At 55.3% G+C, this 25,356-nt stretch carries 25 protein-coding genes and 1 pseudogene; 18 read left to right on the top strand and 8 right to left on the bottom strand.

Annotated features, from left to right (window positions below; genetic code table 11):
* Window positions 1-9: 9 nt before the first annotated feature.
* The 9 genes from B9H00_RS08945 (at window position 10) to purU (ending at window position 10,090) form a co-directional block, all read left to right on the top strand.
* Complete coding sequence (locus B9H00_RS08945) at window positions 10-372, top strand: CidA/LrgA family protein (protein WP_086621262.1); 363 nt, start codon at window positions 10-12, stop codon at window positions 370-372.
* Complete coding sequence (locus B9H00_RS08940) at window positions 372-1,094, top strand: LrgB family protein (protein ID WP_086621264.1); 723 nt, start codon at window positions 372-374, stop codon at window positions 1,092-1,094. Before B9H00_RS08945 ends, B9H00_RS08940 begins: the two co-directional genes overlap by 1 nt.
* Window positions 1,095-1,188: 94 nt before the next feature.
* Window positions 1,189-2,226, top strand: a complete 1,038-nt coding sequence (locus tag B9H00_RS08935; protein WP_236944238.1) for a GlxA family transcriptional regulator — start codon at window positions 1,189-1,191, stop codon at window positions 2,224-2,226.
* Window positions 2,227-2,471: 245 nt separating this feature from the next.
* Window positions 2,472-3,785: a serine hydroxymethyltransferase gene (gene glyA / locus B9H00_RS08930; protein WP_086900366.1), complete on the top strand. Its 1,314-nt coding sequence runs from the start codon at window positions 2,472-2,474 to the stop codon at window positions 3,783-3,785.
* A 46-nt stretch (window positions 3,786-3,831) separates the two neighbouring features.
* Window positions 3,832-5,082 (top strand): sarcosine oxidase subunit beta family protein, encoded by a 1,251-nt coding sequence (locus B9H00_RS08925; protein ID WP_086900365.1) that lies wholly within the window; start codon window positions 3,832-3,834, stop codon window positions 5,080-5,082.
* A gap of 12 nt (window positions 5,083-5,094) precedes the next feature.
* Window positions 5,095-5,484 carry a sarcosine oxidase subunit delta gene (locus B9H00_RS08920; protein ID WP_086621270.1) on the top strand — a complete coding sequence of 130 codons (390 nt, stop codon included), beginning with the start codon at window positions 5,095-5,097 and terminating at the stop codon, window positions 5,482-5,484.
* Entirely contained in the window at window positions 5,481-8,522 is a 3,042-nt protein-coding gene (locus B9H00_RS08915) for a sarcosine oxidase subunit alpha family protein (RefSeq protein WP_086900364.1), read from the top strand. The genes B9H00_RS08920 and B9H00_RS08915 overlap by 4 nt, the downstream gene beginning before the upstream one ends.
* Window positions 8,515-9,150: a sarcosine oxidase subunit gamma gene (locus B9H00_RS16885; RefSeq protein ID WP_086900363.1), complete on the top strand. Its 636-nt coding sequence runs from the start codon at window positions 8,515-8,517 to the stop codon at window positions 9,148-9,150. The genes B9H00_RS08915 and B9H00_RS16885 overlap by 8 nt, the downstream gene beginning before the upstream one ends.
* Window positions 9,151-9,223: 73 nt before the next feature.
* Window positions 9,224-10,090: a formyltetrahydrofolate deformylase gene (purU, locus tag B9H00_RS08905; RefSeq protein WP_086900362.1), complete on the top strand. Its 867-nt coding sequence runs from the start codon at window positions 9,224-9,226 to the stop codon at window positions 10,088-10,090.
* Here the strand turns inward: purU and B9H00_RS08900 are convergent.
* From B9H00_RS08900 to B9H00_RS08885, 4 genes and pseudogenes are all read right to left on the bottom strand, one after another.
* Window positions 10,087-11,037: pseudogene (locus B9H00_RS08900) on the bottom strand (DDE-type integrase/transposase/recombinase). The gene purU and the pseudogene B9H00_RS08900 sit on opposite strands and share 4 nt — an antisense overlap.
* Before the next feature lie 57 nt (window positions 11,038-11,094).
* Window positions 11,095-11,238, bottom strand: coding sequence for a transposase (locus B9H00_RS17210; protein WP_086621274.1), 144 nt, complete (start codon window positions 11,236-11,238; stop codon window positions 11,095-11,097).
* A 354-nt stretch (window positions 11,239-11,592) separates the two neighbouring features.
* On the bottom strand, window positions 11,593-13,362 hold the full coding sequence (locus tag B9H00_RS08890; RefSeq protein ID WP_086900361.1) for a YfjI family protein: 1,770 nt from the start codon (window positions 13,360-13,362) through the stop codon (window positions 11,593-11,595).
* A 28-nt stretch (window positions 13,363-13,390) separates the two neighbouring features.
* Entirely contained in the window at window positions 13,391-14,083 is a 693-nt protein-coding gene (locus B9H00_RS08885; RefSeq protein WP_086900360.1) for a YagK/YfjJ domain-containing protein, read from the bottom strand.
* A gap of 667 nt (window positions 14,084-14,750) precedes the next feature.
* Here B9H00_RS08885 and B9H00_RS08880 point away from each other — a divergent pair.
* From B9H00_RS08880 to B9H00_RS08860, 5 genes are all read left to right on the top strand, one after another.
* Complete coding sequence (locus tag B9H00_RS08880) at window positions 14,751-15,074, top strand: hypothetical protein (protein ID WP_086900359.1); 324 nt, start codon at window positions 14,751-14,753, stop codon at window positions 15,072-15,074.
* 125 nt (window positions 15,075-15,199) lie between these two features.
* Entirely contained in the window at window positions 15,200-16,165 is a 966-nt protein-coding gene (locus tag B9H00_RS08875) for a DUF932 domain-containing protein (RefSeq protein ID WP_086900358.1), read from the top strand.
* 85 nt (window positions 16,166-16,250) lie between these two features.
* Window positions 16,251-16,451, top strand: a complete 201-nt coding sequence (locus B9H00_RS08870; RefSeq protein WP_086900357.1) for a hypothetical protein — start codon at window positions 16,251-16,253, stop codon at window positions 16,449-16,451.
* Window positions 16,448-17,203, top strand: coding sequence for an ERF family protein (locus tag B9H00_RS08865; RefSeq protein ID WP_086900356.1), 756 nt, complete (start codon window positions 16,448-16,450; stop codon window positions 17,201-17,203). The genes B9H00_RS08870 and B9H00_RS08865 overlap by 4 nt, the downstream gene beginning before the upstream one ends.
* Before the next feature lie 42 nt (window positions 17,204-17,245).
* Window positions 17,246-17,857 (top strand): lambda exonuclease family protein, encoded by a 612-nt coding sequence (locus tag B9H00_RS08860; RefSeq protein ID WP_086900355.1) that lies wholly within the window; start codon window positions 17,246-17,248, stop codon window positions 17,855-17,857.
* Window positions 17,858-18,264: 407 nt separating this feature from the next.
* Here B9H00_RS08860 and B9H00_RS08855 read toward each other — a convergent pair whose 3' ends face one another.
* The gene (locus B9H00_RS08855) at window positions 18,265-18,462 is read right to left on the bottom strand and encodes an AlpA family transcriptional regulator (protein ID WP_086901796.1); all 198 of its coding nucleotides are present in this window, start codon (window positions 18,460-18,462) and stop codon (window positions 18,265-18,267) included.
* 392 nt (window positions 18,463-18,854) lie between these two features.
* On the opposite strand from B9H00_RS08855, the gene B9H00_RS16785 reads away from it, so the two are divergent.
* Entirely contained in the window at window positions 18,855-19,223 is a 369-nt protein-coding gene (locus tag B9H00_RS16785) for a hypothetical protein (protein ID WP_147376556.1), read from the top strand.
* Window positions 19,224-19,646: 423 nt separating this feature from the next.
* Here the strand turns inward: B9H00_RS16785 and B9H00_RS08850 are convergent, their stop codons facing one another.
* Both B9H00_RS08850 and B9H00_RS08845 read right to left on the bottom strand, forming a co-directional pair.
* Window positions 19,647-20,855 carry a tyrosine-type recombinase/integrase gene (locus B9H00_RS08850; RefSeq protein WP_086621275.1) on the bottom strand — a complete coding sequence of 403 codons (1,209 nt, stop codon included), beginning with the start codon at window positions 20,853-20,855 and terminating at the stop codon, window positions 19,647-19,649.
* Between the two features lie 333 nt (window positions 20,856-21,188).
* The gene (locus tag B9H00_RS08845; protein ID WP_086900354.1) at window positions 21,189-22,055 is read right to left on the bottom strand and encodes a YicC/YloC family endoribonuclease; all 867 of its coding nucleotides are present in this window, start codon (window positions 22,053-22,055) and stop codon (window positions 21,189-21,191) included.
* A gap of 127 nt (window positions 22,056-22,182) precedes the next feature.
* Here B9H00_RS08845 and rph point away from each other — a divergent pair, with 127 nt between their 5' ends.
* Window positions 22,183-22,905, top strand: coding sequence for a ribonuclease PH (rph, locus tag B9H00_RS08840; RefSeq protein ID WP_086900353.1), 723 nt, complete (start codon window positions 22,183-22,185; stop codon window positions 22,903-22,905).
* A gap of 144 nt (window positions 22,906-23,049) precedes the next feature.
* Here the strand turns inward: rph and B9H00_RS08835 are convergent, their stop codons facing one another.
* Window positions 23,050-23,811: an exodeoxyribonuclease III gene (locus tag B9H00_RS08835; protein WP_086900352.1), complete on the bottom strand. Its 762-nt coding sequence runs from the start codon at window positions 23,809-23,811 to the stop codon at window positions 23,050-23,052.
* Window positions 23,812-23,897: 86 nt separating this feature from the next.
* Between B9H00_RS08835 and pyrE the strand changes: the two genes are divergently transcribed.
* Window positions 23,898-24,545 (top strand): orotate phosphoribosyltransferase, encoded by a 648-nt coding sequence (pyrE, locus tag B9H00_RS08830; RefSeq protein ID WP_086900351.1) that lies wholly within the window; start codon window positions 23,898-23,900, stop codon window positions 24,543-24,545.
* Between the two features lie 180 nt (window positions 24,546-24,725).
* The gene (locus B9H00_RS08825) at window positions 24,726-25,277 is read left to right on the top strand and encodes a YfaZ family outer membrane protein (RefSeq protein WP_086900350.1); all 552 of its coding nucleotides are present in this window, start codon (window positions 24,726-24,728) and stop codon (window positions 25,275-25,277) included.
* The last annotated feature ends 79 nt before the right edge of the window (window positions 25,278-25,356 follow it).

Raw genomic sequence — 25,356 nt, 5'->3', positions numbered from 1 at the left:
AGGAGAGCAATGGTGCCTTTGGTTGGAGGACTGATCGGACTTTTCATCTGCCTAGGGGCCGGCGATGGTCTGGTGGCACTTACTGGGCTGCCGGTGCCCGGCTCCGTGCTGGGCATGCTATTGCTGCTGATATTTCTAATGATCAAAGGCGAGGTGCCAAGCGGACTTCGGCAGGTCAGTGAAGGCCTTTTGAAGTATCTGAGTCTGCTGTATGTGCCGGCCGGCGTCGGGATGATGATGTACTTCAATCTGATCAGGGCTGATTTCTGGCCGTTGATGGCGGCCTCGCTGATCTCGACCGTGGTCATGCTGGTGGTGTCGGCTGGAGTGATGAGCCGGCTCGACACCCACTCTGAGCACGATCACTCCTGATGCATGGGCTCGATCTGAACGATACATGGCGCAGTTTCACGCCGCTGCCCTCGCTTCTGGCCACGCTGGTGATCTTTCAGTTTTCCGTCTGGCTCAATCGTCGTCTGGGCGGTACGCCCCTACTGCATCCGGTTATCTCGAGCATCGTGCTGATGATCGTGCTGCTGCGGTTTTTTCATATCGAATATTCGGTGTACTTCGAAGGCGCGCGCTTTATCAATTTTCTGCTGGGGCCGGCCATCGTGGCATTGGCGGTGCCGCTGCATGATCATCTCGGGCATGTCAGAAGGCTGCTCTGGCCGATTGCGGTGACCAGTGTGATCAGCATTGTGGTATCGGCGGCTACCGTGCTGCTGGTCGGCATGGCTATGGGTGCTCGCCGCGATAGTCTGCTCAGTCTGGCGCCGAAGTCGGTAACCTCGCCGATTGCCATGGGCATTGCTGACGCGCTGGGCGGTATCCCAGCGCTAGCCGCGGGACTGGTCTTTATCAGCGGAGCACTGGGCTGCCTGGTCGGCCCTTGGATTCTGAAATTCTTGAGAATCAAGGATCATCGCATTCAAGGATTTGCCATGGGGCTGGCAGTACAGGGTTTTGGCACTGCTCAGTGCTTTTCGACGCTGGGGCCGGTGGCTGGCGCCTTTGCGGGTCTTGGCATGGGGCTGGGAGGGCTGCTTTCCACCTTCATCATTCCCATAATGACCTCCTTGCTCGGTGTCTGAATTTCGCTGATTCAGACAGCGATCCGCCAGTACGATCGAGCTGCGATGCGACGTTCCGCGCTTTCTCTTTTATTCGTTTCTGCGGAGTCCGATCTTGAGCTTTTTAACCGGATCACAACACTGCCTGTCCATTGGTTTTGTACTACTCCCGCGATTCACGCTACTGCCCTTTGCGGCCTTTGTGGACTGTCTGCGTTTGGCGGGGGATGAAGGCGACATGAGCCGACAGTTGCGTTGCCGCTGGACGTTCATGACCAGCGAGGGTCATGACGCCCAGTCGAGCTGTGGCGCTGGCATTACGCCTTGCAGTGCCTACCGCGACCCATCGGAGTTCGACTATTTGGTCGTCATCGCCGGCGTACTTGACAATCAGGAAATGGTCGACAAGCGTACTCTGGCTTATCTCAAGTGGGCCGAGCAAAGCAAGGTACCGTTGATAGGTCTTTGCACCGGTGTATTTGCTCTGCTCCAGACCGGTTTGATGCATCACCGTCGCTGTTGTGTCAGCTGGTACCACCATGATGATCTGGTACGACGTTTTCCTCATGCCGTTCCCGTCTCGGATCAGCTCTATATTGATGACGGCGATCGCCTGACTTGCGCCGGAGGTATTGCCTCTGCTGATCTGGCAGCCTATCTGGTCGAGCGTCATCTCGGTCGGATATGGGCTAGAAAAAGTCTTTACATCATGCTCATCAATGAGGCGCGACGGGGCAATACGCCTCAGCCGCATCCGATGGTTTGGGAAAAGGTCGACAATCGCATCGTGCGGCGTGCGATCTCCATTCTTGAACAGCACCTTGGTGAGTTGATATCTATCGATGAGTTGGCTGAGCGTACGGGCTGTTCACGCAGAGCGCTTGAGCGTAATTTTCGTGAGTCGCTGAGCGTGAGTCCGCAGAAGTTTTCACGTGATCTACGTCTACGTTATGGGCTCTGGCTGCTCAAATTTACCGCTAGAAGCATCACTGAGGTCGGCGAGCACTGTGGCTTTGCTGATACAGCTCATTTTTCTCGACATTTCAAAAAAGCTTTTGGTCATAGCCCGTCAGATATTCGCAAGAATGACGTGATACTTGAAGAAGAGCTGATAGATCCTTTTTTCCTGCATATCGGTAAATCCAGCCGTTAGAAATGCGTTCATTTGTGTTTTAAATGCCTTGGAAACATCTATAAAACAGATGTTTAGTCTTTTATTAGTGCTGGGCAAATATTTTGTCGCATTTATTCAATTTCTTTCCAGAACAAAGGCGTAACAATGGATGCCACAAGCACCCTCCCATAAACGCAGCATCCATTTTTACAACTGTTGATCATAAGCATGAGAAGTTATTCATTGAGATAGCTGCTGGCTAATCGATCAACAAGGAGCCAATAATGAGTATGGATTATCTGAACCGCTTTGATCCCCAGATTGCGTCTGCAGTGGCCGAAGAGATGGAGCGACAGGAAGCGCATATCGAACTGATCGCTTCCGAAAACTACACCAGCCGCTACGTCATGCAGGCGCAGGGAACCCAGCTCACCAACAAGTACGCCGAAGGCTATCCGGGCCGGCGCTACTACGGTGGCTGCGAGTTCGTCGACAAGGTCGAGGCCATGGCGATCCAGCGCGCCTGTGAGCTGTTCGGCTGCCACTATGCCAACGTTCAGCCGCACTCCGGCGCCCAGGCCAACGCGGCCGTGTTCATGGCGCTGGTCAAGCCCGGCGATACCATTCTGGGCATGAGCCTGGCCCACGGCGGCCACCTGACCCACGGTGCCGCCCCGAACTTCTCCGGCAAGTACTACAACGCCGTGCAGTATGGTCTGAACCCCGAGACCGGCCAGATCGATTACGACGACGTGGCCGCTCTGGCGCGTGAGCATCAGCCGAAGATGATCATCGCCGGCTTTTCCGCCTATTCACGCGTGATCGACTGGCAGCGCTTTCGCGAGATCGCCGATGAGGTCGGTGCCTGGCTGATGGTCGATATGGCCCACATCGCCGGTCTGGTCGCCGCGGGGCTCTATCCGAGTCCGCTGCCCCATGCCCATGTCGTGACCACGACCACCCACAAGACCCTGCGCGGCCCGCGTGGCGGCCTGATCCTGTCCGCCGACGCGGATGAGACGCTGTACAAGAAGCTCAACGGCGCGGTGTTCCCGGGGCAGCAGGGCGGCCCGCTGATGCATGTGATCGCCGCCAAGGCCGTGGCCTTCAAGGAAGCCATGACGTCGGAGTTTGCCGACTACCAGCGTCAGGTGATTGCCAATGCGCGTGCCATGGCCGGTGTCTTCATCAGCCGCGGCTTTGACGTGGTCTCCGGCGGCACCGATGACCATCTGTTTCTGGTGTCGCTGATCAAGCAGGGCGTGACCGGCAAGGATGCCGATGCCGCGCTCGAGCGTGCCTGCATCACCGTCAACAAGAATGCCGTCCCCAACGATCCGCAAAGCCCGTTTGTGACCTCGGGGCTGCGTATTGGCACGCCGGCCGTGACCACCCGCGGATTCATGGAAGAGGACTGCCGCGAGCTGGCGTCCTGGATCTGCGACATTCTGGATGTGCTCGCAGAGCAGAAAAATACCGAAGCGGTCGAGCGTGAGGTTCGTGGCAGAGTAGCGTCACTGTGTGCACGTCATCCGGTCTATGGCCAGAGCAACGACCGGGCGAATCAGCGACTCGAGAGTGAAGCCTCCGTAGTCTGAACACGGCCGACAGCAGGCTCCATCGGGGCCGACAAGGAGAAAGCTCATGCAACGTTATTCCGGCTTCGGTCTGGTTAAACACGCGTTCGGTCATCACGAAAACTGGGAGCGTCAGTGGCGCAACCCGGAACCCAAGAAGCAGTACGACGTCATTATCGTCGGTGGCGGCGGCCACGGGCTGGCCACGGCCTATTATCTGGCCAAGGAATTCGGCGTCAGAAACGTCGCCGTGGTTGAAAAGGGCTGGCTGGGCGGTGGCAACACCGCTCGTAACACCACCATCGTGCGCTCCAACTATCTGTGGGACGAAGCGGGGCGGCTGTACAACCACTCGCTGGATCTGTGGAAGGGCCTGTCACAGGATCTCAACTACAACGTGATGTTCTCCCAGCGCGGCGTGCTTAACCTCGGGCATACCCTGCAGGACATGCGTGACATCCAGCGCCGCGTCAATGCCAACCGTCTCAACGGCATCGACAGCGAGGTCGTCACGCCGCAGCAGGTCAAGGAGATCGAGCCCGAGCTCGACATCTCCAATCGGGCACGCTATCCGATCATGGGCGCTTCCTGGCAGAAAAGTGCCGGCGTGGCGCGTCACGATGCGGTCGCCTGGGGCTTTGCCCGCGGCGCCGACTCGCATGGCGTGGATCTGTTGCAGAACACCGAAGTGACCGGCTTCAAGATTCGTGATGGCAAGGTGCTGGGGGTCCACACCAACCGTGGCGACATCGAAGCCCATACGGTCGGCTGTGTGGCGGCCGGCAACTCGGGTGTGTTGGCGAAGATGGCCGGCATCAAGCTGCCGCTGGAGTCGCATCCGCTGCAGGCACTGGTCTCCGAGCCGCTCAAGCCGATCCTCAATACGGTCACCATGTCCAACCACGTTCATGGCTACGTGAGCCAGTCCGACAAGGGCGATCTGGTCATCGGTGCCGGCATCGACGGCTATCTCGGTTACGGTCAGCGCGGCAGCTACCCCACCATCGAGCACACCCTGCAGGCGATCGTCGAGATGTTCCCGATGTTCTCGCGGGTGCGCATGAACCGTCAGTGGGGCGGCATCGTGGATACCTGCCCGGATGCCTGTCCGATTCTGTCCAAGACGAAGGTCAAGGGGCTGTATTTCAACTGCGGCTGGGGCACCGGCGGCTTCAAGGCCACCCCCGGTTCGGGACACGTGTTTGCGGCCAGTCTGGCGAAAGGCGAAATGCACCCCATCGCTGCGCCCTTTTCCATCGACCGTTTCCATACCGGTGCATTGATCGATGAACACGGCGCTGCCGGCGTGGCGCACTGAGGAGAGCCCGACATGTTTTATATCTTTTGCCCCTACTGCAAGGAGCACCGCGAGGAAGAGGAGTTTCATCCCCGCGGTCAGGCCCACCTCTTGCGCCCGGAAGATCCGGAAAATACCAGCGATGAAGAGTGGGGCGACTACCTGTTTTTCCGCGATAACCCGCGCGGCATTCACCACGAAATGTGGGTGCACTCGGTGGGCTGTCGCAAGTTTTTCAATATCACCCGTAACACGGTGACCTACGAGATCCTCGAGACCTATCCGATGGGCGAGCAGCCGACCATTACGGCGGATAGCCCCGAGATTCGTCACGAGCAGGGGGCTCAGGTGGCCGATGGCGGCTGGCAGACCGTCGGTGCCCGGCCCGAGAACAAGGCGCTCAACGAGGAGACCTCGTCATGACCCAGAGCAATCGACTTTCGGCAGGCGGGCGTATCGATCGCTCGCACGGTCTCGAGTTCACCTTCAATGGTCAGCGCTATCAGGGCTATGCCGGGGATACCCTGGCTTCTGCCCTGCTGGCCAATGGCGTGGATATCGTCAATCGCAGCTTCAAGTATTCCCGTGCCCGCGGCATCGTGGCTGCTGGCGCCGAAGAACCCAATGCCCTGGTGCAGCTGGGTGCGCGCAAGGATACCCAGGTGCCCAATGTGCGCGCCACGCAGCAGGCGCTCTATGACGGTCTGGTCGCGCGCAGCACCAACGGCTGGCCCAATGTCCAGCGTGACGTGATGAGCTGGGTCGGCAAGCTGGGCGGCAACTTCATGCCGCCGGGCTTCTACTACAAGACCTTCATGTCACCGGCCTCGATGTGGATGACCTACGAGAAGTACATCCGCATGGGGGCCGGTCTGGGCCGTGCCCCGACCGAATCCGATCCGGACATCTATGACCACATGCATCATCACTGTGATGTGCTGGTCATCGGCGCCGGCCCTGCCGGTCTGGCCGCCGCGCTGAGCGCCGCACGCGGCGGTGCCCGTGTCATGCTGTGCGATGAGCAGGAAGAGATGGGCGGCTCGCTGCTGGACAGCCGCGAAACGCTGAATGGCGTCTCTCCCGTCTCCTGGATCGAGCAGACACTCAGTGAGCTCGCGTCCATGGAGACCGTCACGCTGCTGCCGCGCACGACCGCCAACGGTTATCACGATCACAACTTCGTCACGCTGCACGAGCGTCGTACCGAACATCTGGCCGACACTGCTGCTGATGCCGGCTTTCCGGGGCAGTCGCGTGCCCGTCTGCACCGCGTGCGTGCCACGCGGGTGGTGCTGGCCAGCGGCACTCATGAGCGCCCGGTGGTCTATGCCAACAACGACCTGCCCGGCAACATGGTCGCCGGCGCCGTGTCGACCTACATCCGTCGCTACGGCGTCATCCCCGGCAACAGCCTGGTACTCACCACCAGCAACGATCACGCCTATCGTGCGGCACTGGACTGGCAGGAAGCGGGTCGCAAGGTCGTGGCCATCGTGGATGCACGTTCCAATCCCGACGGTGATCTGGTGCGCCAGGCCCGTGACAGCGGCATTCGCGTCATCACCGGCAGTGCCGTGATCGAGGCGAAGGGCACGCAGCGCGTCAGCGGTGCCCGCGTATCAGCGGTTGATCTGGATCATTTCGTGATCACCGGTCGTATCGAGGATCTGGAGTGCGACACCATCGCCAGCTCCGGCGGCTACAGCCCGGTCGTTCACCTGTCGTCGCACACCGGTACGCGCCCACAGTGGGATGACAAGCTGCTGGGCTTTGTGCCCGGCGAGGTCAAGGGCATGCTGGCCGCCGGTGGCGTGGCAGGCCACTACGCGCTGGGTGAGACGCTGGCCGATGGCGCCCGTGCCGGACGTCAGGCCGCCATCGACAGCGGCTTTGACGACGCCGAAGAGATCAATCTGCCGGAAGCCAGAGCGCGCCGCGAAGCGCCGGCCTGTGCCCTGTATCAGGTGCCGCACGAGAAAAAGGGCGCGCGGGCCCCCAAGCAGTTCGTGGACATGCAAAACGATGTTACGGCCTCGGCCATCGAACTCGCCACACGAGAAGGCTTCGAGTCCATCGAGCACGTCAAGCGCTATACCGCGCTGGGCTTTGGTACCGATCAGGGCAAGCTGGGCAACATCAACGGCATGGCCATTGCGGCACGCTGCCTGGGTCGCTCGATTCCTGAAGTGGGCACCACGGTCTTTCGTCCCAACTACACGCCGATCACCTTTGGTGCCATCGTGGGCCGTCACTGCGACGAGCTCTTCGATCCCAAACGCTATACCGCGCTGCACCAGTGGCACGTCGAGCACGGTGCCGAGTTCGAGGACGTGGGCCTCTGGAAGCGCCCCTGGTACTTCCCGCGCAGCGCCAACGGCAAGAAGGAGAGCATGCATGACGCCGTGGCCCGTGAGTGTCTCGCCGTGCGTGAAGGCGTTGGCATTCTGGACGCCTCGACGCTGGGCAAGATCGACATTCAGGGTCCGGATGCCCGTGAATTCCTGGGGCGTGTCTACACCAACAAGTGGGCCAAACTGGCGCCGGGCCGCGTTCGTTACGGCCTGATGTGCAAGGACGACGGCATGCTGATGGACGACGGTACCACCAGCTGCCTGGGCGATAACCACTTCCTGATGACCACCACTACAGGTGGGGCCGCGGGCGTACTGGAGTGGCTGGAACTCTGGCACCAGACCGAATGGCCGGAGCTGCAGGTCTACTTCAACTCGGTCACCGACCACTGGGCCACCATGACCGTGACCGGGCCGGACGCGCGCAAGCTGATGTCGGAAGTCACCGACATCGATCTTGATCGCGAAAAGTTCAAGTTCATGGACTGGAAGGAAGGCAACGTCGCCGGTGTGCCGGCCCGCGTCTTCCGTATCTCGTTCACCGGGGAGCTGGCCTATGAGATCAACGTCCAGGCCAACTATGCCATGCAGGTCTGGAAGACCCTGTTCGAGCACGGCGAGAAGTACAACCTGACGCCCTACGGTACGGAAACGATGCACGTCCTGCGCGCCGAGAAGGGCCTGATCATCGTGGGTCAGGACACTGACGGCTCGGTGACTCCGGAAGATCTGGGCATGCACTGGGCGATCGGTTACGACAAGCCGTTCCACTGGATCGGCAAGCGTGCCCTGAGCCGCCCGGACACCATGCGCGGTGACCGCAAGCAGCTGGTCGGCCTCAAGCCGAAGGACCCGAGCGTCGTGCTGGAAGAGGGCGCCCAGATCGTGCTCGATCCCAACGAGTCGATCCCCATGACCATGATGGGACACGTCACCTCGAGCTATTACAGCCCGTCGCTTGAAGGCAGCTTTGCGCTGGCCGTGCTGAAAAACGGGCGCGAGCGCATGGGCGAGACCGTCTATCTGCCCATGTCCGCTGGCAGGACCCATGAGGCCGAAGTCGTCAGCACCATCTTTATCGATCCCAAGGGAGAGCGCCAGAATGTCTGACGTCAAGGAATTCGAGACCCGTCCGGCCGACGATTCGAAGGCGGAGTCACCGCTGGCCTGGTCGCTGCACGAGCAGAAATCGCTGCCGCACGCTTCGAACCCGGGCATCATCCTGAGTGAGAAGCCCTTTCTGGGACATCTGATCCTGCGCGGCGGCGCCATCGTCATGGATGAGGCGGTGCGCGAGGTGATGAATATGGCTCTGCCGGCGCGGCCGCTGGCGCTGGTTACCGATGACAGCGGTGAGCGCTCGATCCAGTGGCTGTCGCCCGATGAGTGGCTGGTGATCGTGCCCGGCGGTGAGGAGTTTGCGCTGGAGCAGAAGCTGCGCCAGTCGCTGGGACAGGCCCATTTCAGCATCGTCAACGTCAGCGGCGGTCAGACCGTCCTGTCGCTGAAGGGGAAAAACTCGCGTGATGTATTGATGAAATCCATTTCCTACGATGTGCACTCAGAGGCGTTTCCGGTCGGCAAGGGGGTTTCCACGGTGTTTGCCAAGGCAACCGTCATCCTGCGTCGGCCTGCAAAGGATGGCTGGGAGCTGGTCATCCGTCGAAGCTTCGCCGACTACTGCTATCGCTGGCTGCTGGACGCCGCACAGGAGTATGGCGTCAGCGTCACGCGGTAGATTCCGAAGGGCCGGAGGCACGCGCCTCCGGCCTTTTTTCCGGCGCTTTATAGACAATTAAAAGAGAAACGTCATGACCCGAACCGCCGATACCTGGATCCTTGCGGCGCAGTGCCCCAGCCTTTTGGGCACCGTGGATGTCGTCACGCGCTTTCTCAAGGAGCAGCGCTGCTACATTACGGAGCTCAACTCCTTTGATGACCGATTGAACGAAGGGTTTTTCATCCGCGCCGAGTTTCGCCCGCTGGAAAACGACTTCAGTGTCGAGGCCTTTGAAAGGGATTTCGGTGAGCGTGCGCGGGAATTCGACATGTCGTTTGAACTGACACCGCCGAACAAGCGCACCAGAGTCGTGATCATGGTCTCAAAGGCCGACCATTGCCTGAACGATCTGCTGTATCGCTATCGCACCCATCAGCTGCCGATGGAGATCTGCGCGGTCGTCTCCAATCATCCTGATCTGGAGCCGCTGGCCCAGTGGCACGGCCTGCCCTGGTATCATCTGCCGGTCACGCCGGAGACCCGCGAGCAGCAGGAGCGCGAGATCCTTCAGATTGTCGAGCAGACCGGCGCCGAGCTGGTGATTCTGGCGCGTTACATGCAGGTGCTGTCGGCCAACATGTGTGATGTGCTGGCCGGACGCGCCATCAACATCCACCATTCCCTGCTGCCCGGTTTCAAGGGTGCCAGACCCTACCATCAGGCCTACGAGAAGGGCGTCAAACTGGTGGGTGCCACGGCGCACTACATCAACAACGACCTTGATGAAGGCCCCATCATTGCTCAGGGTGTCGAAGCGGTCGACCATGCCCACTATCCGGAAGATCTGGTGGCAAAGGGGCGTGATATCGAGTGCCTGACGCTGTCACGCGCGATCGGCTATCACCTCGAGCGCCGCGTGTTTCTCTATTCAGGCCGCACGGTCGTGCTTGATCGCTAGGTGCTTGATCTTGGGAAGTAATGGTTCGGATCATGATAGAACTTGTCCGAGTCATTCTGCCATCTTTCCAGAATAAATCCGATGGGCATTTTGCCTTTCAGAGAGCGTAGCGACCTGGCAATATTATAGGCTCACAGATAATCCCTCAGATGCGCAACAAGCTCTTCCGGCGTGGCTAATGAAAACTGCGGGTCGTGGCATTTTTGAGGGTCTGGTTCATCCGTTCGACCTGACCATTGGTCTAGGGGTGGAAGAGGCGGGTCAGGCGATGCTCGGTACCATGCTTACGGCAGATCACATCGAATCGATGGGGTTTATAAGCCTCGGTGCCGCGGCTTTTGGCGAACTGCACGCCATTGTCGGTCAACACCGTATGCACCCGGTAAGGCAGTTGTTGCACGACATCTTCAAGAAAGGCGGCGGCCTGATCGCGATTGGCCTTCCGATAAAGCCGGGCATGGAAAAATTTCGGGGTACGATCAACGCCCACGAATAGGTATGCCCAGCCTTAGCCGGGGCGAACGTCACAGACATCGAGATGCAGACAGCTGATCGGATATTGTCTGAATGCCTACCCCTTAGCCGATGACGAAGTTTTCCACGGCAGCTGGCTGATGCCGTGCCGCTGATAAAGGCGGTGCAGGCTGGAGAGGACCAGGTGTGGGATAAAGCGCTGCAGCGTGAACAGGCAGTCATCCAGTGGTAAGATGAGTGGTTCGCAGAAAGGTGACGGCAGCGGCTTCCTTTATTGGTGTCAGGGACGATGAGCGCGAAGCCTTTGACCCCATCCTGTCGTCCTCGATCGACGCCCGCTGGCGCCACTTGCGCACGGTTTTTGGGTTGAGGTTGTAGCGCCAACTCAACTCCGCGACCGAAGCTGTCGATCGCTGTATCTCTGCTCTGATAGCGTGAGTGGTCGTGGCGCGTTGGTGAAGTATCTGAGCCATGGATCCTCATCTGACAGTGGCTTGTAGAATAGCCCCTTACACTCTGGTACCAAACAACTAGGTTCTGTCTAAAAAGTCGGCTCTCATGCAGCGCTCGATCCAAGCCAGTGTCACCATGGCTCTGAAGCTGCTGGTTAGCTTGTAATAACGGATATTCAATCGGCGCTTCTCCTTGAGCCAGCCGAACAGCCGCTCTACCACATTACGCTGACTGTATTTGGATCGGTTGAACTGATGCGCAAAGCCCGGTCATGAACGGCGACACATACGGTGTCGAGGAATGACTGGAGGCATGCCATGACGCATGCAGTAGCGCCTCAGGTCACTGCTATCGTATTTCTTGTCCGCCACAATTTAGCGGTCACGCTTTCGAGGCAGGCCATCTCTACAAGGGCGCTCCATGGCCTATAGTGGAGAAACGATAACCTTAATCATTTGCCAGCACAGTCGGAAAGCTCGCAATGGCCTGCCATAGCGGTCTCGTATTCAATAAACAGGGAAGTATAACAATCATACCTTTTAGGCAGAGCCTAAGTTTATAAACGCAAATCCGTTTTATTCCTTATCATAATCTTTTGCAATAATGATCATATACCGATGTTGATTTAAGTATGTGCTCCGAGAAGGGCAGTAGTAGTGTTGATGGCTATATAAAGGAAGTGAGTTAAGGAAATATGCTTCTCCATTTTTAACATTAGGAGATTGATGACCTAATATCGTTTCGCTGAATCGGTAACGGTTTCCATTCTGCACCAAGTGACCCATCCTAGTAAGAAGAGCCATGGCTGCGTCGCGATTAGCATTATTGCGTAATGGGTTGGGGCCATGTTGCTTAATAATAGAAGGCGAAAATTCTATATATCTACCATGCTTTAAAGTTAAGCCATGGATCTTTTCGTTCGTTCGATTAGGTTTATTTTCTTTGTCGATTAAGTCCAGCAAGAAATTAACTAGCAGGTTAGCATGGGTAACAATGGTAGGCTCGCCTGCCAGATGATCTATAAACTCGCGTGAGTAGCGCAGGCAAAGTTTGTAAGAAAATTTCAGTGTTTCCAATGAAATGGATTTTTCTTTACCTTCAAAGGTATGAAGAATAGCAGCTACACGGCTAACGTTATCCATTAGCTTTGAGGCATGTTCTGGATGGTGGCTATATAACCTATCCGGAGACATTTCTTTCTCAATCTTTTGACTATATTTTTTCCAAAGCTCTGCTGCATCAGCTGTATACTCGATGGTATGTTGTTTCGAATCTATGTCTTGAGTTTGTTCAAGAATCTCTTTAATGCGGCGATTAAATTTATCGATATGGGGCAAATGGCCAATAGGTTCAATAGTTCTATTACCTGACATTTTCTGTGGCTTGACTACGAGAAATCGCGCCAGAAAACCCATGCCCCGTGCCTCGTCTCCTCTTTTGTTTAGAAAGCGATCAACGACGCTTGGTTGAGTCATTAGAGCAAGTGTAAGGCGAGGGTTTCTCAAAAAAATACTTGATGTAGAAACACGATCAACAATAATGTCGTTACCGTCCCACATTGTATTAAGATGGTGTATCTCTCTCAATGCATGGCCACTGAATATGCTGTTCGCTTCACTGCTTACCAAGCAGGCATTGGATGAGTGACGATGCATTAACTGAATAAGCGCTTGAGGTGTTGTGTCATCATAAAGTAGCCTTTTATATGGTAAGCGGTAAGGTCGGTTATGACGATGATTTTCGATCTTCTCTTTAAGCTCTTCGTTAGGAAGATTGTTTTTTATTAGCTTTTTAAACTCTGTTTTTAAAGTTTTATCTTCCAGTTTCCAAATTTCCTCTTCGTATATATAGCGGTCTTCATCTTTTTCGGCCTTATCCTGCATGATGCGTTGCCAATCCCGGAGCGCTTTGAAAAAACGTTTTTCGACAGTGGTTTTTCGCTCTCCAGAATCAGCAATGGTCAGCAGCATGAGTGATGCCTGAACGTGATGGCCTACAGGCTGTTTGATATCAATTAATGCTTGGCAGGCAGCTGACATGGCTCCAAGAGCAGTGGCAATAACCATGGAGGGCGGGACTTGGAGTCGGGAAGAGCCTTCGATTACGGCAGACTGAAAGAGACTGCCCTCCAGATAGCTTGGCCATTCGTCGGTTCTCTCTGGCAAAACCAAGCTACAAGCAGGTGAAGCGTCGTCAAGTGAATACATTCTATTTTCCATGTAGCTGCTAGAAACGCTAAATTTAGCAGGATTAGCAGCTATAGGAAGCATTGTACTGCATTTTTGTGAAAATTGATTGTTACGCTTTGATGAGCCGATTTGAAAAATCGGTACAAAATCTTTCATGACCTGGTAATAAAAATTTATCTATTGCTCAGCGACGACTTGAATCAAAGACATGAGTGCTTTGATTAATGATTTTGCTATAGGTCTTACAAAGATAGCTAGCCATGTACATCGCATCATTCATTGCGTACCAGTTTTCAATATTCAATATGCTTGACCAAGGGCGTCCGGTTAAGTGGTCTTTGCTGACATTGATCAACTGTTTAAAGCATGATTCATCAGCCGCAAAGTTCATGGCTTTCAGCCATGAACGCATCATGCGGTGATAGAGGTTCTGGCGTGAGTATGTGCCATCTTTACCTGGTGAAAATACACCTAAACTATCGTAAGCATCCTTGTTAAGTAAAAGCATCAGATGATAATGAGGTTTTTCGCTACCAACTTGCTCACGGGCCCACAAATAACGTGGTGATGGTACGTACTTGGTATTAGCTTTTTTCAACTCATAAAAGAAGAAGCGAAAGAATCTTGTCAGGACAGTATTGTTGTTGTGTATAGATGATCTTTTCATGGCCTTTGGAAAGTGCAAATCTACTCGAAAAGCAAAGGTGGTTCGATTTTTCTCTTGGGCAAGATTAAGCGTAAAAAAGCTTCTTTCCAAAAAGTTTTCAATTAGTGGGCTTTTCTTATATTGTATGACAGAGTAGCCACGGTAGGTGTCTTCATAAAAGAGACGCAGTTTGTCGTTGTTAGGGTGACGAAGAGGGCAGTGTGAAAACATTGCTTATACTCGTGGACAAATTGATAGGTTTAAAGCGAAGAATTTTAATTGATGGAGATGGTTCTCAGAATCTATGAGCTCTTATTGAAAAGTAACTAGAACGGCAGTGGGATAACCATTGCTGCTTGCTGGAACGATTTGGAAGTCATTCCATACCGCTTGTTTCATGATGGAGACTTGGATGATTTCTAAAGGTATGTGGAGTGTTTAGGTTTGCTCTATGGATATCTACAATAGGCACAATTTGTGGGGTCTGTTAATGATCCTTAGAACTCTATAGAACTCTATAATACTTCCCCGTCGGTAATACACGTGGATACGTCAGGCCAAGTCTATCCCTTAACATGAAAATGCAAGGTAGAACCGGCGAAACGAATCATGGTCGCATTATTAAAAAATTCCGTTTCCAATAGTACAAGGGTTAATGACGAACTGGCCGCCACTTCGCTTCATTATATTTTGTGAAAATGTTAAGAATTACATTTCTTGGTTGGTGTCTTGCACTTATACATTTGAAAACAGAGATGATCTTCTGCTTGTTTCAAGATGGGGAGTATTGATGGAGCTTGGCTTCATCATTTAAAAATATTTCAAACCTGTACTACCTCCCTGAAGCTGGGAAGCATTGGCTTGCTCAATAGCTGATTTCCACAATCAGGAGGTATTCATGAAATTAATGTGTCCACGCTGTAATTCCTCTCGGATTGTTGATCGCCACCAGGGCCGTAGTGTCTGCGGCAGCGTCGGTATCGTTGCGGGCTCTGCAGGCGGCGCTGCTGGGGCGTGGAGTGGTTCACAGGCAGGAGCACTGGCAGGATCCTTTGCAGGGCCTGTAGGCATTGCGGTAGGTGGGCTGACAGGCGCCGTATTCGGTGCCCTGGCAGGTGGGGCGGCCGGTGGCGTGACCGGCGCCCGGTTTGGCAGCGAGCTTGATGAGCGTGTGCTCGACAACCTCGAATGTCAGGACTGCGGCCATACCTTTCGCATTTAATCCACCCAATAGTTGTCTCCCTCGGAGACATCGACTCATTCCCATCTCTTTCATTCAAGGGGCCCGCCATCAACCGATGGCGGGCCCTTTTGCCGTCTATACCACTATCCGCAAGGAGTTTTCTCATGGCACATCAAATCGAGCAGATGGCGTACGTTGGCGACATACCCTGGCATGGGCTGGGACAGCAGCTGTCTCCTCATCAGCCGCTGGAGGTCTGGCAGCAGCAGGCCGGCATGAATTGGCACATCGAAGAGACGCCGGTGCGCTTCATTGCCGATTCGGCGTCGCATCTGGGCAGCATTCATTCCTTCCCTGAGCAAAAGGTACTTTTCCGCTCGGATACCCAGACGCCGCTGTCGGTAGTGTCACAGCGCTACAAGGTGGTGCAGCCACAGGAAGTGCTGGAGTTCTATCGTGACCTGACCGAATACGCGGGGTACGAGCTGGAAACAGCAGGCGTGCTCAAGGGCGGCCGCAAGTTCTGGGCACTGGCTCGCAGTGGACTGAGCACGTCGCTCAAGAACAGGGATGAGGTCAGAGGCTATCTGTTACTGGCCACGTCCTGCGACGGCACGCTTGCCACAGTGGCCACGCCTACGTCCATTCGGGTGGTCTGCAACAACACGCTGAGCATGGCCATCGAAGGGGCTTCTCAGATGGTTCGGGTACCTCACAGCACCGAGTTCAATGCCCAGCGGGTCAAGCAGCAGCTGGGTATTTCGGTATCGCAGTGGGATGACTTCATGTACCGCATGAAGGCACTGGCTGAACGCAGGATCAGCCATGACGAGGCCACCCGTTACTTCCAGACGGTGCTCAACAACACCGATGCTCCATTGGGCACGCCAACCGGTAAGCCCAGTCGTGCCATGAATCGAATGCAGCAGCTCTATCACGGCGAAGGTCGTGGATCTCACTTATCGACGGCCAGGGAGACGGCCTGGGGGCTTCTCAATGCCATGACCGAGTATGTCGATCACGAGAAGCGCGCCCGCAGCAACGATACTCGCATGGACTCGGCCTGGTTCGGTCAGGGCGCCAATCTGAAACATCGGGCTCTGGATACCGCCCTCGAGCTGATCGCCTGACCACCAGGCCTGTTTTCACCACCCAACCGCATAAAGCCCGACCAGTTTTCTGGTCGGGCTTTTTGCCGTCGCAAGGAACGTTCCAATGAATATCGATATCTCTCTATCCATTTCCATGGCGCTGACGGATCTGTCGCGCCAGATGCTGGAACAGGGCAAGACGCAGGCCGACACCCTTGTCTGCGCCAAAGGCTGCCTTTACCGCGCCTCCATGACACTTGACCCGGTGACAGAAGAGAACCTGCAGGATGTGATCAATGAATACCTTCCGGAGAAATCCTCATGACACAGCCAATTCTTCAGCAGAACAGCGTCACTAGGCAGCCGCCTGAATCCAGCAGCGACAGCACTGCCATCATTCAGGTAATCGAACGGGCAGCGCTCAATCCTGACGTGGACATCGACAAGATGGAGCGTCTGCTGCAGATGCAGGAGCGTGTTCTCGATCGTCAGTCCCTGATGGCCTACAGCAGTGCCATGGCCGCCATGCAGACCGAACTGCCCAGCATTGCCGAGCGGGGCAAGGGCAACAACAGCCACTACGCCACGCTGGAAGATATCGTCGATACGGTACGCCCCATTCTGCAGCGTCATGGCTTTGCGGTGAGCTTTCGCATTCAGACGCAGGAGCGCGGCATTCAGATCACTGGGGTACTGATGCATCGGGACGGCCATCGTGAAGAGACCAGTATGCTGCTCCCTGCCGATGTAAGCGGCAACAAGAACGCCGTGCAGGCCTTTGGATCTTCCACCAGCTATGGCAAGCGCTACGTGCTTTGCGCGCTGCTCAACATCACCACACGGGGGCAGGACGATGATGGCCATGCGGCTGCCCCCATCAAGCGGATCACCTCCTTCCAGGCCGGACAGCTTCGACAGCTGATCGCCCGGTGCCCCACGACCACACAGGAGTGGTTCATCGGTCGCTATGGCGGTGCCGAGCAGGTCCCCCAGAGTGATTTCGACAGGCTGCGTGCTTCACTGCAAAAGCGCACCCAGCCACAACAGCCACCATATGACGAGGCGCGCGAGGGTTAACGCCCTCGCCATATATGCCGTCACATCCTTCAGGAGCGCATGATGCAAATACTCAACTGCGAGCAGGGAACACCCGAGTGGCATGCCGCACGGCTGGGCATCGTCACCATGTCAGAGCTCAAGACGTTACTGGTCAAGGGCAAGGGGCCGGGTGGTTTCGGAGCCGGTGCCCTGAGCTACATGCACCAGCTGATCGGGGAGCGCATTACCGGCGAGTCAGCAGATGCTTTCTCAGGCAATGCTCATACCCAGCGCGGGCATGCACTGGAACCCATGGCACGGGAACTCTACAGCGAGGCTACCGGCAATACTCAGCTGGAGCAGGTCGGAATCATTCTTAACCATGGCGCCGGCTTCTCACCGGATAGCCTAGTAGGCAGCGATGGGCTCATCGAGGTAAAGACCAAACTGCCCAAATACCAGATCGAACTGCTGCTTGCCGATGAGTTGCCACAGGAGCATGTGGCCCAGTGTCAGGGTGGGCTCTGGATCAGCGGACGCGAGTGGATCGACTTCGTGAGCTACTGGCCCGGAATGCCGCTGTTCGTTAAAAGGGCCTACAGGAATGAAGCAATGATCCAGAATATTGCTGAACGTGTTGAAGCTTTCTATGAAGAGTTGGAAAGACGCACATTGCAGGTTATGGCAGCTTAATTAATTTGGCTATCTTCGTTTTTTACGGTTTTGAAGTAAATAATTACTTTTCCAACAACGCGACTTGCAGCGGTGTCTCGAACTTGGCTAAGTACCCAATCCTGATTATCACACTCTTCCAACAGCATACGAATACCACGACAGCTCTCTATGAGGGTTGTCGTGGTAGCTTGCAAAACATTTCTTTTTTTGAAACGCCTTGCGTAAGTTCAATAATTTTCAAGTGTTGGAAATGGTTCTACCACAGCGATCGATTGAGTTTTGACTGCTGAAGCTAGTTAGAGAGGTAACTGCATGGAAATACCCCTGTTGCGTTTTATACATTTGTGAGCCGTGGTCGCGGACGATAAAAAATTGTTTTGATATATAGGGCCAAAAAGCGATGTTACAAAAATTTTTCAGAAGCCTCATGCTGCAGTAGCAGCCTCGTCTCTTTCTTTTATTTTGATCGCAATCCAGTTGTTGATTTCATCTTCCACCCAAGCGACGTTTCGTTCGCCCAAGGACACCGGCTTAGGAAAGTTGTTTTCAGCTATGTATTTATAAACGGTAGAACGCGCTAGGCCCGTTGCAAACATCACGTCTTTCAGTTTGAGTAATCTCATGATGCGAAGCTCCATATTCGTCTCATGAGATTTGTCTTGTGTGTATAAAAATACCGAAGAACGTCTAGTTTTAAGCAGAAAAGATTTTTCTCCAGCTGAGCCTGTCGATTTCGAGCGCTCTGCATTCAGGGATCCCAGAATCAGAATCTCAGTGAGCGGAAGAATTGATACAGATCAGATACCAAGCCCAATCCTTGCGTTACTGCATTTGGATAGCGAAAAAAGCCAATTTAAAAACGTAAGCTTTTGATTTTAAAAATTTATAGAGATATGTAGATACCAAGATTTTACGTATTCCTTGCACAAATAATTCTAAAGATCGTTGAAAACTAGTCGATAACACTACGGCAAGGTTACGTAGTTCCTGAGTTTTCTTGGTTGGGAGATATGTCTTGAACAATGTTTTAAACAACACGATGTTCGAAGTAGAAGTCCAAGAAGTTCCTCTTGCTGATCACGAATTCTTGTGGTTAAAGCATAAGCGCGCTGCACTTTTTGCATGGCTAAGGTTAAAGATGGCAAGTTTTCAAGATATTGCTGTGATGAGTAATTTTGAATTTATACCAGCAGTTCCCGAAGGTTTTGGATACTTCGATTTTATTGCTGGCGCCAATGGCCTTGGTCCTTTGAGAAAGGCAAATCAAGAAGTGCGAGATTTTTTTGATAATTGGGTTGCTAATTCTTGGGTGAAAAGAAATTTACTGGGTTGGCTCGAAAATGCGTGGTCTGAAACGTATCTAAGAAATTTAACGCTTAAGTGACTTAATGAGAAAGATGAAGAGCAATGTCATTGGGCTTGGGGATATTTGGGTAAAAAAGGTTATCCCTGTGGCTTTTTTAAGCCAAATAATAGTCGTGACCTGTGCTTTTTTTCGCAGGCGATAATAGATGGATTTCCCTCGTGGGATGGAGCGCTGCTTTTCTCGACAAAATTCAAAAAAGCTTGGGATCAGCAGATTTACAGAAGGAAACAGGAAGGACGGTCTTCACTGAACACTTATATAAGTCATGAGGCGAAAGCAATGCTCGATTCTATTTCAGAGCAAAGGGGAGAGAGGATAAGCGTTGTTATCGAAAGCATGATAACAAAAACCTATCGGAGTCAAATTTCTGATATCTGACAAGCGAGTGATCGTTTACTTTATTTGTTATCAAAGTAGATTTTTTAAAAAGATGTATTTACTTTATTTTAGAGAGACTAAGTCAGACACTTTTTGATGAGCGATCTTTCGCTCCTGAAAATAATCGTATCGGTCATAGATGCCTTCAACGCCCTTGATCTTGTGGTTCAGGCAGCGCTCTGCCACATGTGCCGGGGTGCCTGTGGCAGCCAGCAGGCTTCGGCAGGTACGACGTAGATCATGCACGGTGAAAGGTTCCAGATCGCCCATTCGATTGTCTGGCTGTTGCTTCTTGCCGGGCTCGCTGCCAAACAGCTTGGCGATAGCACGATTCAGCGTGTCCTTGCCCATATGAGGAGATCTGTTACCCCGTCGGCTGGGGAATACAAACTCCGAGCCGCAGGCCCGTATCCTGAGCTCCTCCAGCCAATCGATGGCCTGAGGGGGAAGCGGGATCCTGATGCCGATGCCGGACTTGCTGCGCTCCCCAGGCAGTGTCCATTGGCTGTTGGCCAGATCGAATTCTTTCCATCGTGCTTCGGTCAGCTCGGTCTTTCTTGTTCCCAGTACCACCAAGAGCGCGCAGGCGAGATAATTCTCTCTACTAAAGCTTGCGTTGTTTTCTCGAAACACGGTGAAAGCCGTGTTGATCTCGTCCAGGGTCAGGGCTCGGCTACGGCTTTTTTCCACACCGCCGGCGTCATTAACGTTGAAGGCTGTTGCCGGGTTATAGGTGATAAGCCCCAGCTTGATGGCATGGTTAAACAACTGCTTCAGATACATCAATGTATCATTGGCGATCGTTGGTCGGCCGCTGTGCGCCACTTTCCTGACGATCCCTCTTACTTCCATGGGCGTCACGGTATCCAGCTCTCGTTTGCCCAAGCTGGGGGCCACTTCCTTGTGATAAATACGGTATGGGATTCTGGGATGCTTGAGACGCTTCTCGAGATCCGGATACCAGTCTGCAAACAGGTCGTCGACGGTTCTTATCGACACCTGCTGTTCCTGCTTGCGTGCCTCAATGGGGTCAATGCCATCCTGAACCAGCTTCTGATGGTCCTGAGCTCTGACTCGGGCTTCTGCAAGAGAGAGATGAGCATGTTTGCCCAGCGTCATCTCCCGGCGTTTACCCGATAGCGTGTACCTCAACATCCAGTATGGAGTGCCCTTTTGCGGCACCATGAGGTACAGGCCATCACCGTCGCTGTAACGCCCGGCTTCTCCTCCCTTGATAAGGGCCTGCACCTTTCTGGCATTGAGGCTTCCCATGGCTCTTTTCTCTTCTGAGTGAAAACGGATGGAGAACGGTTTCTCCGGATACTCCGAACAATCCAGCCCTGCCACAACAGAGCGTCTGCCTATGCCTGCTCCACTCGAGGAGTGGGCAGCTAACTCACTGTGAACGTTACAGAATCGGCAGGCGGTGGGGAGTACTTTCGATGATAAACGGCAAAAAGTGGGGAGGCAACGAGTTTACTCCCCACTTTACTACCCAAAAGGATGTGGATTTTGACAGATTTTGATGGACGTCAGTGGACCGTATTTCGATAAAAATTCTTTAAAAACAATGGATATATGTATTGATGTGGCTTTTTATAGACTTTACTCGATATTTTGAATTTGCTCGCGCATCTGCTCGATCAGCACCTTGAGCTCCACCGCACAGCGGGTGGTGTCGGTGACCGCGGCCTTGGACGAGAGCGTGTTGGCCTCGCGGTTGAGCTCCTGCATCAAAAAGTCCAGGCGGCGCCCGATGGGGCCCTTTTGACTCAGCTGACGTTCGACTTCATTGACGTGGGTTTCCAGCCGGTCGAGTTCTTCGGCGACATCGGCCTTTTGCGCCATCAGTGCCATTTCCGCTTCCAGCCGGGCCGGATCGAGTTCGGCCTTCACGGTCTCCAGACGCTCCAGAGTCTGACGGCGCTGACGTTCCAGTACGGACGGCAGGTGAGCGCGGACCTCTTCAACCTGGGCACGAATGCCGGTGAGGCGTTCGCGGATCAGCGCACAGAGCTGTTCGCCTTCGCGCTCGCGACCGGCGTTCAGGTCATCAAGTGCCTGCGACATCAGCTTGAGCGCGGCAGCGCGTACGGCATCCATGTCGATCTCGCCGCCGCGGGAGACACCGGGATGGTCGAGAAGCTCCAGCAGCGTCGGCATCGAGGCTTCCGGGGCGTGCCGGCGCAGGCGCGTCAGGGTCTCCATCAAGACCTCGAGATGCTCGACGTTGATATCGAGCCCGGCACTGGCGCTCTGGGCGCGCTCAAAGCGCAGCGAGCACTCGATCTTGCCGCGGGAGAGTGCGCCACGCAGGCTGTCACGAAACGGCGCTTCAAGATCGCGCAGGGACTCGGGCAGACGAAAATGCAGGTCGAGATAGCGCTGGTTGACCGAGCGAAGCTCGAGCGCAAGGCTGCCCCAGTCGGCATCCAGCGTCTGGCGGGTGAAGGCGGTCATGCTGCGTGCCATGGGTCATCCTTGCGTAAGAGGTGAAAGCGATCAGTCTAAACGATTCGTTCATTGCGCAGGCAGGCGTGTAAGATGCCCGGCCCGCCTTTTGGTTTGTGTCTTCATTTTTACCAGTAGAGAGAGTGTCATGCGACCCAGTGGACGTGCCCCCGAGGCAACCCGTGAAATTACCCTGACCCGCGGCTACACGAAGCACGCCGAAGGCTCGGTGCTGGTCGCCTTTGGCGATACGCAGGTGCTGTGTACGGCAAGTGTTGAAGCCGGTGTGCCCCGCTGGCTGCGTGGCAAGGGTCAGGGCTGGATCACGGCCGAGTACGGCATGCTGCCGCGCGCGACCCATACCCGCAGCGGCCGGGAAGCGGCGCGTGGCAAGCAGGGTGGTCGCACGGTGGAAATTCAGCGTCTGATCGGGCGCAGCCTGCGCGCGGCGATCGATCTGAAAAAGCTGGGCGAGTTCACCATCACCATCGACTGCGACGTGCTTCAGGCCGATGGTGGCACGCGTACGGCGGCGATTACCGGCGGCTGTGTGGCGCTGGTGGATGCGATCCAGTCGCTGCAGCGCAGCAAGCAGATCAAGACGGACCCACTCAAGCAGCTGGTCAGTGCGGTATCGGTCGGCATCTTCAAGGGACAGGCGGTCACGGATCTGGACTACGCCGAGGACTCGCGCGCCGAGACCGACATGAACGTGGTCATGACCGCCGATGGCGGTATCATCGAGGTGCAGGGCACGGCCGAGAAGAAGTCGTTCTCGCGCAGTGAGCTCAACGCCATGATGGACATGGCGGAAGCCGGCTGCGAGCAGCTCTTTGCCCATCAGCGCGAAGCGCTGGGCACGGTCAGCTGATCCGAGCGATCTGGCACGTCAGCCGCACAACGACACGGCGCCGACAGCGAGAAGCTGTCGGCGCCGTTGCGCGAAGGGACCGAGCGGCGGCCAACAAGAGCCAAAAGCGGTCGATCACGGTCGGGCCGTCATCGACTGCGGGAATCAGAGCTCCAGATCGTATTCGATGATCAGCGGTGCGAACTCGCTGAAATCAGCGTCACGGTCGATCCAGGCGCTCTTGACCGTGCGGGCGATGTCAGGCCCGGTGATCTGGTAGTCGGTACGCCAGCCGTCCTGACGCTTGCGCGGCACTTCGCTGTCGTGCTTTTGCCACCAGGTGTGATGGCCGGCGTTGCGCTCGATTTCGCGGAAGGTATCGACAAAGTCCATCGGGCCGAAGACCTGGTCCATGAACGCGCGCTCTTCGGGGCGAAACCCGGGCGTGCTCTGGTGCTCGGACCAGTGGTCGAGATCGACGGTCTTGTGGGCGATGTACCAGCTGCCGGCGATGATGTACTGGCGACGCTTGCGGCGCAGCTTGCTGAGGTAGTCGCTGTACTGCGCAATAAAGCGCTGCTTGGCGTGCGGGTCTTCCGGCATCAGAAAGGACGCGACGCTGAAGCGCTCGTAGTCGGCCTGCAAAAAGCGACCTTCGTTGTCGCACTGCTCAAAGCCCAGACCATACATGATCGCCTTGGGGATCTTGCGGCAGTAGATACCCACGCCTGAAAAGTCGTCCTGCTCGGCATCCAGGAAATAGCCTTCATAGCCTTCCGGATAGAGGATCGAGTCGTCCAGCTCGAAGCTTTTGGTCTTCAGGTTCTGCACGCAGACGATGTCGGCATCCTGCGCCTTCAGCCAGTCGAGGAAACCCCGTTCGACGGCCCTGCGCATGCCATTGACGTTGATACTGGCGATTTTCATACATGGTCCCTTGTTTTTCGCGCGTGTATGATACCCGAGCCTGACAGGTTTGGGTAAAGAGCCGGGACAAGAAATAAGGGTACGACATGTTTGACGAGCAGCGAGAATTCATCGAATTCGCCATTGCCGAGCAAGCGCTCCGCTTTGGCGAGTTCACCCTCAAGTCGGGGCGCGTCAGTCCCTATTTCTTCAATGCCGGCCATTTTCACAGTGGTGCGGCACTGGCCATGCTGGGGCGCTGTTATGCCGGGGCCATTCAGCGCGCCGGCGTGGAGTTCGATCTCCTGTTCGGCCCTGCCTACAAGGGCATCCCGCTGGCATCGAGTACGGCCATTGCCATGGCGACTCATCATGACCGCAATCTGCCCTGGTCGTTCAATCGAAAGGAAGCCAAGGACCACGGTGAAGGCGGCTCGATTGTTGGCGCACCGCTGTCCGGCCGCGTGCTGATCATTGATGATGTCATTACCGCCGGTACCGCCATTGGTGAATCCATGGCCCTGATTGAAGCTGCCGGTGCCACCGCCGCCGGCGTGGTGGTGGCCCTTGACCGCCAGGAGCGCGGTCAGGGGGACATCAGCGCCATCGAGGATGTTCGCAGGCGCTACGACATTCCGGTCATACCGATCGTGACGCTGGCCGGCATTCTCGAATATCTCGAGACCCACGGCGATGCCGCGCTTGCCCCTTATGCCCGCGATATTCAGGAGTATCGCGCGCGCTACGGCGTTTAGGGTAACGGCTTCAAGCGTTGGTAAGCTAACCTTAATAAAAAGGATGTCATCATGCCGGCTCACTTCATCATGATGGCACAATGCGTCGGTGCCTACCGGCCTGTATTTCCGCAGGCGAACGGATTCAACTCTGACAGCGCATGTCCCATTCAAGGGGACAACAAGCCAAGGATTTCAAAAATGAAAAAGATCATCATCTCGGTACTGGGCGCAGGCCTTGCCCTCTCAAGTCTCAATGCCTCGGCTCTGAGCGTCTCGGCCAGCGGTGGCGAGGATGCCCACGGCTTTCAGGTCAATCAGGGCCTGCTGCCGGGCTTTAGTGCCGGACTGGGTTATTTCAGCACCAACGACAGCGGCAACAATACCAAGGCCTACTCCGGCCAGCTGATGTTCTCACCCTACCTGCCGGGCGTCGATGTGTCCGTCGGCGGGCGCTATCAGTACCTGGACTCCGACTACGGTGACGGGGGCGGTCTGGGCCTGGGCGGTTCGGCCTATGTCGATACGCCGATCCCGCGTGTCAGCGTCGGTGGCTACGGCTTCTATACGCCGGAAGGGCTGAGCCATGGCGACGTCAATGAAAGCTATGAGTACGGCGCCCGCGCACGTGCCACGCTGATCGCCAACACCTACGGCTATGTGGGTTATCGCTATTACCATACCGATTTCGATAACCACGATGGCAAGACGCTGTTCAGCGGTCCGGAACTGGGTGTCTCCGTCGGTTTCTAATCCGGCAGATGCCTGATGCAAGCGGGCCCGGCCTTTGTGCCGGGCCCGCTGTCGTTGGTCACAAGCCTGTCAACCGTTG

Origin of the sequence: Kushneria marisflavi, from assembly GCF_002157205.1 — a bacterium.
Taxonomy (GTDB): Bacteria; Pseudomonadota; Gammaproteobacteria; order Pseudomonadales; family Halomonadaceae; genus Kushneria; species Kushneria marisflavi.
Note: the sequence above shows the minus strand (reverse complement) of the source record. Positions and strands in the feature narration are given on the sequence as shown.

Coding starts and splice junctions, on each gene's coding strand:
- B9H00_RS08945 (WP_086621262.1), top strand. CDS start 10: ATGGTGCCTTTGGTTGGAGGACTGATCGGACTTTTCATCTGCCTAGGG.
- B9H00_RS08940 (WP_086621264.1), top strand. CDS start 372: ATGCATGGGCTCGATCTGAACGATACATGGCGCAGTTTCACGCCGCTG.
- glyA (WP_086900366.1), top strand. CDS start 2,472: ATGAGTATGGATTATCTGAACCGCTTTGATCCCCAGATTGCGTCTGCA.
- B9H00_RS08925 (WP_086900365.1), top strand. CDS start 3,832: ATGCAACGTTATTCCGGCTTCGGTCTGGTTAAACACGCGTTCGGTCAT.
- B9H00_RS08920 (WP_086621270.1), top strand. CDS start 5,095: ATGTTTTATATCTTTTGCCCCTACTGCAAGGAGCACCGCGAGGAAGAG.
- B9H00_RS08915 (WP_086900364.1), top strand. CDS start 5,481: ATGACCCAGAGCAATCGACTTTCGGCAGGCGGGCGTATCGATCGCTCG.
- B9H00_RS16885 (WP_086900363.1), top strand. CDS start 8,515: ATGTCTGACGTCAAGGAATTCGAGACCCGTCCGGCCGACGATTCGAAG.
- purU (WP_086900362.1), top strand. CDS start 9,224: ATGACCCGAACCGCCGATACCTGGATCCTTGCGGCGCAGTGCCCCAGC.
- B9H00_RS08890 (WP_086900361.1), bottom strand. CDS start 13,362: ATGAAAGATTTTGTACCGATTTTTCAAATCGGCTCATCAAAGCGTAAC.
- B9H00_RS08885 (WP_086900360.1), bottom strand. CDS start 14,083: ATGTTTTCACACTGCCCTCTTCGTCACCCTAACAACGACAAACTGCGT.
- B9H00_RS08880 (WP_086900359.1), top strand. CDS start 14,751: ATGAAATTAATGTGTCCACGCTGTAATTCCTCTCGGATTGTTGATCGC.
- B9H00_RS08875 (WP_086900358.1), top strand. CDS start 15,200: ATGGCACATCAAATCGAGCAGATGGCGTACGTTGGCGACATACCCTGG.
- B9H00_RS08870 (WP_086900357.1), top strand. CDS start 16,251: ATGAATATCGATATCTCTCTATCCATTTCCATGGCGCTGACGGATCTG.
- B9H00_RS08865 (WP_086900356.1), top strand. CDS start 16,448: ATGACACAGCCAATTCTTCAGCAGAACAGCGTCACTAGGCAGCCGCCT.
- B9H00_RS08860 (WP_086900355.1), top strand. CDS start 17,246: ATGCAAATACTCAACTGCGAGCAGGGAACACCCGAGTGGCATGCCGCA.
- B9H00_RS08855 (WP_086901796.1), bottom strand. CDS start 18,462: ATGAGATTACTCAAACTGAAAGACGTGATGTTTGCAACGGGCCTAGCG.
- B9H00_RS08850 (WP_086621275.1), bottom strand. CDS start 20,855: ATGGGAAGCCTCAATGCCAGAAAGGTGCAGGCCCTTATCAAGGGAGGA.
- B9H00_RS08845 (WP_086900354.1), bottom strand. CDS start 22,055: ATGGCACGCAGCATGACCGCCTTCACCCGCCAGACGCTGGATGCCGAC.
- rph (WP_086900353.1), top strand. CDS start 22,183: ATGCGACCCAGTGGACGTGCCCCCGAGGCAACCCGTGAAATTACCCTG.
- B9H00_RS08835 (WP_086900352.1), bottom strand. CDS start 23,811: ATGAAAATCGCCAGTATCAACGTCAATGGCATGCGCAGGGCCGTCGAA.
- pyrE (WP_086900351.1), top strand. CDS start 23,898: ATGTTTGACGAGCAGCGAGAATTCATCGAATTCGCCATTGCCGAGCAA.
- B9H00_RS08825 (WP_086900350.1), top strand. CDS start 24,726: ATGAAAAAGATCATCATCTCGGTACTGGGCGCAGGCCTTGCCCTCTCA.